Below are 7851 nucleotides of genomic sequence, written 5' to 3' on the forward strand. Positions count from 1 at the left end.
GCGGGGTCGGCCAGCCGCACCGGGTCGACCCGCTCGCCACCGGCGATGAACTTCTTGCCGGCCATGAAGTCGCCCGGCGAGTTCGCGGACTCCACCGCCGTGATCCTGCCGTCCGTGTGATGGAACAGGGCGAAGCGCCCCGATGCCGGGTCACCGCGCAGGACGGTACCGGGCGGCGCGGACACGACCCCGGCTATCTTGAGCTTCAGGTCGAACTGGTCGGACCAGAACCAGGGCACCTCCGCGTGGGGGGGCGCCGCGCCGACGATCGCGGCCGCGGCCTGCTTGGCCTGCTCCACCGCGCTGGGGATGCTCTCCAGCCGCAGCAGCCCGTCGATGCCCGGCAGTGGCCGGCGGGTTACGTCCCCGATCGCGAAGATCGCCGGATCGCTGGTGCGTGCCTGGTCGTCGACCAGGATCCCCTGGTCGACGACCAGGCCGGCCGCCGCCGCGAGCTCGTCGCGCGGGACGGCGCCGATGCCCACCAGGGCGATGTCGCACGGCACTCGCGTCCCGTCGCCGAGAAGCACGTCCCTGACCCGGCCGTCCTCGCCGGACAGGCCGACGACCTGCGCCCCGGTGATGATCGTCGTGCCGCGCTCCCGGTGGTACGCCTGCATGATCTCCGACAGCCGGCGGCTCGCCACTCTCGCGAGCACCCGCTCCTCGCGTTCGATGACCGTCACCTCGACGCCGCCCGCCCGCGCCACCGCCGCGACCTCCAGGCCGACGTACCCACCACCGATGATCGCGATCCGGCTCCCGCTGATGACGGCCTTACGCAGGACACGGGCATCAGCGAGGGTGCGCAGGGTGAGAACGCCGGCAAGATCGGACCCGGGCGTCGGCAGCCGCCGGGGCTCGGCCCCGGTGGCGAGGACGAGCACGTCGTAGTCGAGGGCCTGCGCGCTGCTCGTGTGCACGCGGCGCGCCGCGGGATCGATCGACTCGACCGACTCGCCCAGCCGGACGGAGATGCCCTGCTCCTGGTAGAACTCCGGCGCGCGCAGCCACTGCTCGAGATCGCCGTCGATGAACTTCTTGGACAGGGGCGGGCGGTGGTACGGCAGCTCCGTCTCCTGACCGAACAGCACGATCTCACCGGCGAAGCCGGCCTGCCGGAGCAGCCCGACCAGCGTGCCACCCGCATGACCTCCTCCGACGACCACCACCCGGCGGTCGTCGGAGGAAACCTGCTGGTGGGTCACCGCAGCTCCAGACTTACCGGCAGTTTCTTCAGCCCGCCGACGAAGTTCGTCTGGACGACCTTGCGCTCACCGATCAGGCTGACCTTCCTGATACGCGGCAGCAGCTCCTCGAACATGATCTTCAGCTCGAGCTTGGCCACGTGCTGGCCGATGCACATGTGGGGGCCGTAGCCAAAGGCGATGTGCTTGTTCGGCCGGCGGTCGATCCGGAACGAGCCGGGATCGTCGAATATGTCGCTGTCGCGGTTGGCCGACTGGTACAGCAGCATCAGCCGGTCACCCTTCCTGATCTCGCTTCCGTTCAGCGTGTAGTCCTGGGTGGCCTGCCGGGTGAACTGCTTGACCGGGGACGCCCAGCGCAGCGCCTCGTTGACCAGGTGCGGGACGAGCGACAGATCCTCCTGGACCCTTTGCAGCTGGTCGGGATGGAGCGCGAGCTGTTCGAGCGCGCCCGAGAGCGTGCTCGACGTCGTGTCGTGACCGGCCGTGGCGATCGCGATGAACCAGCCGTAGGCGAACTCCTTCGGGTAGAACTCGCCGTCCTCCCCCTTCGCGAGCGCGATGATCGTGGCGAGGTCGTCCCTGGGCTCCTTCCGCCGGTTCTCCACCAGCACGTCGAAGTAGGCGTAGAAGTCCCTGATCGCCGCGGACCACTGCTGCGCGGCCGCCTCCGGGGTGAGCGCCTCGACATCCGCCCGGCGCGCCTCGGGGTCCTCCGTGCCGAAGAACTCCTGGCTCAGCGCCATCATCCTCGGCTCGTCCTCCTCGGGCACGCCGAAGAGGGTCATGATGACGTGCAGCGGATAGAAGAGCGCGAACTCCTTGACGAAGTCGATATTGTTCTCGCCTTCGTGCAGGAACTTGCCGATGGCCTCCCGGGCAAGCTCCCGGATGGTGTCCTCCCACTTCTTCAGGTTCGCGGGACGGAACCACTCGACCGCGACGTCCTTGACCGCGGTGTGCTCCGGCGGGTCAAGGTAGGGGAGGGCGTCGAGAATGCGCAGGCTGCCACCGGTGAGGCTCCTGGTGAACTCGTCACCGGCCTGGTTCTGCAGAATCGGGTTGTGGGAGCCCGGCTGGGCACCACCACCGCTGCTGAAAATGTCCGGCTGCCGCTCGATCTCCATGATGTCGGCATGCTTGGTGACCAGCCAGACCGGATCGTAGCCTTCCACCCTGACCTGGCCGAGCGGATTGTTCTCGCGCAGCCACTGGTAGGCGGCAAACAACCGGTCCTCGTCGGCGTGCCCCTCAGGTAAGACGATCTGACGAGCGATCTCGTCCGGTATCGGGCGGGCGTTCACAGGTGCGATCGCGACCACGAGCTCTCCTTGTACATGATCTTGAATCCAGGTCCACCGAAGGTGGGAGGATGATCAACGGCCCCCTCTCCTGTCGATGTTGCCCAGAGGCGAACCGCAGGCGACGACGCTGGCGTCTGGTCGGGTCAACGGTAGGCGGCAGAACTGTGTCCTGCATCACCCATAGGGGAAATCCTCGTACCCCTTGCGGATACATGAGGTACCACCTTAGAAACACGATGTAATCACAATCTCTCCCTACGCTACCAAAAGCTCTGCCGAGGACCACCGACCCATGGCGAGGAAGCCCGCGGCCAGGGAGGCAGTCCCGGCCAGCCCGACAGACCCGGGGGAGTTCTCCCCCGCCGACCGGCGCGCACGAGCGGCGCGACGAGGCTCCGTCGACCGGCTGGTCGACCTTGCCACCGGACCCGTCCGACGACGATCCATCACCTTCGGTGAGGGTGACACCCGCCCGAACCACAGCTCCGGTCCCCCTTTGGAGGTAATTCCCGTCTCCCGTCAGTGGTATTCAAATACCCGGCCCGACGCCGCCTTGAAAAAGGCCGTTCGTGCCAGTACATTTGCCCTCCGGCGCGCCGGCGTTTTCCGGGCGGGCAGCCAGGAAGATCCTGTCATCTACTCCCTGACGAGCAGCGGCCCTGCTCGCTTCCTGATCGAAGAGGGTCATCGGTTCAATGGACGACCAGTTCACTGACGTGACGTACAAGGTCGAGAACGGCCTGGCCTGGATCACCATCAATCGACCGGAACGTTACAATTCGTTCCGGGCCCGCACCGTCGACGAGCTGATCAAGAGCTTCAAGCGCGCCTGGGCCAGCGATGAGGTGGGCGTCATCGCCCTCACCGGCGCCGGCGAGAAGGCCTTCTGCACCGGCGGTGACCAGAAACAGCGTCTGGAGACCGGCGACTACGGGCCGTCGGACAGCGGTCTGTTCGAGGTGGACGCCCTGCACCGGGTCATTCGTGACGTGCCCAAGCCTGTCATCGCGGCGGTGAACGGTTTCGCCATCGGCGGCGGCCACGTTCTGCACCTGTTGTGCGACCTCAGTATCGCGTCCGAGACCGCTCGTTTCGGCCAGAACGGCCCGCGGGTCGGGTCGTTCGACGCCGGTTTCGGCACCGGCTATCTCGCCCGCGTGATCGGTGAGAAACGCGCCCGCGAGATCTGGTTCCTCTGCCGCCAGTACAGCGCCCAGCAGGCCGCGGACTGGGGCCTGGTCAACAAGGTGGTTCCGGCCGACCAGTTGCGGGCGGAGGTCCGCGCCTGGGCGGATGAGATCCTCCTGCTGTCACCCACCTCGCTCAAGGTGCTCAAGCAGTCGCTGAACACCGACACCGAGCACTTCGCGGGAATCGGGCAGCTGGCGTACTCCAACCTCAAGCTGTTCGGTGAGTCCCCCGAGGCCAGGGAAGGTATCACCGCCTTCAACGAGAAGCGCCCGCCGGACTTCTCCGTGTACCGGGGTAACTGAAGTCCCGTCCGCGGCACCGCGGCAAAGCACAGGAACACGACAGCGGTGCCGCGGACGCGGCTTACGGCCCTCATGACCGCGGGCGCGCAGCGGACAGCAGCGCCAACACGGACAAGGCCACCAGAAGCCCCCGAAGCAACCAGAAAAAGCCCCAGGGGGCTCCACCAGGGCCGACAGGACCCCACTAGAGGGCCAACAGAGTCGGCAGAGCCGACAAGGGACACCCATGGCTGACAGCTCGAAGTCCATCTACTCACCCGACGTGCTGCAGGGAAAGCGGATTCTCATCACCGGCGGTGGGACCGGCCTCGGCCGGGGAGTGGCGGCTCACCTGGTGCAGCACGGCGCCGAGGTCCACCTGTGGGGACGCAGGCAGGCCGTCCTGGAGGATGCCGCCGCGCAGGCGTCGGCCTCCCGGCCGGGCAGCGTCCAGGTGCAGACGGTCGACGTGCGCAGGGCAGATCTCGTCGACGTGGCCATCGCCGAGATCTGGGCCCGGTACGGGCCGTTGACCAGCGTCGTCAACAATGCCGCGGCGAACTTCATCGCGCCGACCGCCAGCCTGAGCGCGCGCGCCTTCGAGGCTGTCAGCTCGACCGTGATGAACGGCTCCTTCAACACCACCCACGCCGCCGGCCGCCGGTGGATCGCCGAGGGGCTGCCAGGAGCGGTGCTGTCCATGCTCACCACCTGGATCTGGACCGGCTCCGCGTTCGTGGTCCCCTCCGCGATGGGCAAGGCCGCCGTGCACGCCATGACCATGTCGCTGGCGGTCGAGTGGGCCCGCTACGGCATCCGCGTCAACGCCCTCGCGCCCGGGCCCATCCCGACGGACTACGCCTGGGAGATGCTCAACCCCACGGACAGGAGCTCGGTCGGGGCGACCCAGGCCGACCAGATCCCGATGCGCCGCGTGGGCACCGTCGAGGAACTGGCAAACCTCGTGATCTTCCTCCTGTCGGACGCCTGCGACTACCTCACCGGCGAGACGATCGCGATGGACGGGGGGCAGAAGCTGGCCGGCCCGGGCACGTTCGCGGGCCTGACCACCCTGAGCGACCAGGACTGGGCGGACATTCGCGAGCGCAGCCAGCTGGCGAGCGCGCAGAGCAAGGCCCAGCGCAACGTCTGACGGGTGCCTCCCCTCCTGTCCCTCCTCGAACCTGAAAGAATGCCCCCGGACGGCGATTTTCCGGGGGCGTTCTTTCGTTTTCTCGGCTTCTCGAACTCGCTTTCCCGCTGAAACCTCCCCGTTTTTCGCGCCGCCGGTCCGCCTGCCGGCCAGGCGTCCGACGGCGTGTCCTTCCGACCGTCTCCCTCGGCTGTCCCCTACCGGCCGGTGAACCGTGGCGGCCGGCGTGTCCTGAACGCCGTCAGGGCCTCGGTCATGTCCTCGCCGCGCGTCAGCAGCGCCTGGCCGCGGTTCTCCAGCTCAAGTGCCGCCGCGAAGGAGGCGTTCTCCAGGTTGTGCTGCAGCGCGCGCTTGGACATGCGAATACCGGCGGGCGAGTTGCTGGCGATCTGCCTCGCCACCGTGAACGCCTCCTCCAACAGCGTCTCCGACGGCACGAGCCGGTTCGCCAGCCCGATGCGGACCGCCTCCTCGGCCTCGACGGTACGCACGGTGTAGGCGATCTCAGCCGCCCGGCCGGGCCCGACCAGCCGCGTCAGCTGCCACGAGGTGCCCAGGTCCCCGATGGACAGCCCGAGCCGGACGAACGGGGCGTTGAACTTGGCGGTCGGCGCGACCAGGCGGATGTCCGCGGCGAGCGCGAGGGCCAGCCCGCCTCCCGAGGCCGCCCCGTGGATGGCCGCGATCACGGGGAAGGGAAGGCCGCGGATCGCCGCGAAACCTCCGGCGGCCACCTCCTGGAAACGCAGGAACTCACGCACGCCCATGGTGGCGATGACGCCGATCTCGTCCAGGTCGAAACCCGCGCAGAACGCGCGGTCGCCCGACCCGGTGAGGATCAGCGCCCTGGCGTCGGTGTCCCGCAGCGCGTAGGCGACGGTGTTGAACTCCTCGAACATCTTGACCGTCAGCGAGTTCATCCGGGTGGGACGGTTGACCGTCAACAACACGCTGCCGCCCTCAAGGGGCTCGAGTGTCAGCGTCTCCAACTTCGGTGGCTCGAACTGGAGCATGAAACCGCCTTCCCCACTGTTGGTCCGATCCGTCGTCACCGGCCTGGAAACGGCCGGCCCGGCAACAGCTGGCCCGGCAGCGGCTGGCCCGGGAACAGGAGCGCCGGTGTGCCCCAGCGCGTCGGCGTACTCCTGCCTGAGAGCCTCGAGGGCCGCCGGGATATCGATCTCCTCGTCCCTGGTGAGCACCACCTGGCCGCGGTTCTCCAGCTCCAGGGCGGCCGGGTACGAGGACACCTCCATGTTGGCCTGCAGCGACCGTTTGGACAGCTGTATGCCGCCGGCCGGGTTGGCGCGGATGAGCTCGGCCATGGCGATGGCCTCGGCCAGCAGGCTGTCCGCCGGGACGATCCTGTTGACGAGACCGATCTCCTCGGCCTCCTCCGCTCCGACGAAACGCGCGGTAAAGGCGATGTCGGCGCTGCGTCCGGGGCCGACGATGCGCGGCAGCAGCCAGGAGGAGCCCATGTCCCCGGCGGACAGGCCGATGCGCACGAAGGCGGCGTTGAACTTGGCCGACGGCGTGGCCAGCCGGATGTCGGCGACGAGCACGAGTGACATCCCGCCGCCCGCGGCGGTGCCGTTGATCGCCGCGATCACCGGGATCCGGATCGAGCGGACCGTCGCCAGCGCCCGGGCGGCACGCTCCTGGCGTACGAGCATGCCCATGGGCGACAGGCTCGACAGCTCCTCGGCGTCGTCGAGGTCGTAGCCGGCGCAGAAGGCCCGGTCCCCCGCGCCCGTGATGATCAGGACGCGCGCGTCGAGGTCGCTGTCCACCGCCAGGGCCAGGTCCTCGAGTTCCTCGAACATGCGCACCGTCATCGCGTTCAGCCGCTCCGGACGGTTCAGTGTGGCGACGACGATGCCGTCCGTGGGACGTTCGATCCGGATGGTCTCGAACGCCGTCTCCTCGAGGCTCCCCACAGTTCTTCCCCTCAACTGTTCGTGTGCATCTCGCCACGCGGTAAACGCTGGAACCGGTCGGCAGCGGCGCTGTCCGGCGCCCGCGGGCCCGGGCCGGCCGGCAGCCTGAAGGTTCCCGTCCGATACGGCTGAAGATTGTTCTCCCGCCAGAGGTCGGCGATGAAGGTGTGTGACACCGCGACTCCCTCGGAGCGCTGCAGATACCGCGCCATCGCACGGCTCGACCAGCGCCGCAGCCCGGTCTCCGCGGGAGGTGACTGCCGGGTCAGCGCGAGAATCCTCGCACGCACCCGCCCGTCATGAACAGGCGGCGGCGCGGGCCGCGGCGCGTCGTAAAGTCCCTCGATCCCGAGCCTGGCGAAACGGGCCGGCCACAGGTACACGGTGGGTGGCGACACATGCAGCAGAGCGGCTATCGCGCGGGCCGACATACCTTCGTCCCACCACAGAACCATCCGCGCCCGGTCGGCAACCGCCCGTTCCTCGACCGAACCGCGAACCAGCATAATCAGCTCTGATCGCTGTTCGTCGGTCAACGTATAACGATTCACTGCCATGGAAAAAATCCCGTCAGAATCCGAGGAGCAAATCCACTGCCGTTACGGATACCGGCCCACCCCGACGGCGGGCTGACCGGTCGACCGGGCCGGCTGTCAGACGAATTTCGGCGGACGCTTCTCCAGGAACGCCGCCAGCCCCTCTTTTGCTTCGCCCGACTCGAACAGCTCCTGTTCCTGGGCGACTTCGTAGGCGAAGCCCGCCGGCAGCGGCAGG

The 7851-nt window shown here is 68.2% G+C and carries 6 protein-coding genes (1 of these 6 running past the window's edge); 2 read left to right on the top strand and 4 right to left on the bottom strand.

Annotated features, from left to right (window positions below; translation table 11 throughout):
• Together FrCorBMG51_RS12710 and FrCorBMG51_RS12715 are read right to left on the bottom strand one after the other, a co-directional pair.
• Window positions 1–1208, bottom strand: the 5' portion of a protein-coding gene (locus FrCorBMG51_RS12710) for an NAD(P)/FAD-dependent oxidoreductase (protein ID WP_200902429.1). Its footprint begins 163 nt before the window's first position; the window shows 1208 of its 1371 coding nt (coding positions 1–1208); the start codon lies at window positions 1206–1208; its stop codon lies off the left edge, out of view.
• Complete coding sequence (locus tag FrCorBMG51_RS12715) at window positions 1205–2530, bottom strand: cytochrome P450 (RefSeq protein WP_086055428.1); 1326 nt, start codon at window positions 2528–2530, stop codon at window positions 1205–1207. Before FrCorBMG51_RS12715 ends, FrCorBMG51_RS12710 begins: the two co-directional genes overlap by 4 nt.
• Before the next feature lie 677 nt (window positions 2531–3207).
• On the opposite strand from FrCorBMG51_RS12715, the gene FrCorBMG51_RS12720 reads away from it, so the two are divergent.
• Together FrCorBMG51_RS12720 and FrCorBMG51_RS12725 are read left to right on the top strand one after the other, a co-directional pair.
• Complete coding sequence (locus FrCorBMG51_RS12720) at window positions 3208–4005, top strand: enoyl-CoA hydratase-related protein (protein ID WP_047223265.1); 798 nt, start codon at window positions 3208–3210, stop codon at window positions 4003–4005.
• Between the two features lie 226 nt (window positions 4006–4231).
• Entirely contained in the window at window positions 4232–5137 is a 906-nt protein-coding gene (locus FrCorBMG51_RS12725; protein ID WP_047223266.1) for an SDR family oxidoreductase, read from the top strand.
• Window positions 5138–5334: 197 nt separating this feature from the next.
• Here the strand turns inward: FrCorBMG51_RS12725 and FrCorBMG51_RS34705 are convergent, their stop codons facing one another.
• Both FrCorBMG51_RS34705 and FrCorBMG51_RS12740 read right to left on the bottom strand, forming a co-directional pair.
• Window positions 5335–7077: an enoyl-CoA hydratase/isomerase family protein gene (locus FrCorBMG51_RS34705; RefSeq protein WP_200902430.1), complete on the bottom strand. Its 1743-nt coding sequence runs from the start codon at window positions 7075–7077 to the stop codon at window positions 5335–5337.
• Between the two features lie 11 nt (window positions 7078–7088).
• Window positions 7089–7583, bottom strand: a complete 495-nt coding sequence (locus FrCorBMG51_RS12740; RefSeq protein WP_052914628.1) for a helix-turn-helix domain-containing protein — start codon at window positions 7581–7583, stop codon at window positions 7089–7091.
• Window positions 7584–7851: the final 268 nt, after the last annotated feature.

This window comes from Protofrankia coriariae (assembly GCF_001017755.1).
Lineage (GTDB): Bacteria > Actinomycetota > Actinomycetes > Frankiales > Frankiaceae > Protofrankia > Protofrankia coriariae.

Coding starts and splice junctions, on each gene's coding strand:
- FrCorBMG51_RS12720 (WP_047223265.1), top strand. CDS start 3,208: ATGGACGACCAGTTCACTGACGTGACGTACAAGGTCGAGAACGGCCTG.
- FrCorBMG51_RS12725 (WP_047223266.1), top strand. CDS start 4,232: ATGGCTGACAGCTCGAAGTCCATCTACTCACCCGACGTGCTGCAGGGA.
- FrCorBMG51_RS12740 (WP_052914628.1), bottom strand. CDS start 7,583: ATGCTGGTTCGCGGTTCGGTCGAGGAACGGGCGGTTGCCGACCGGGCG.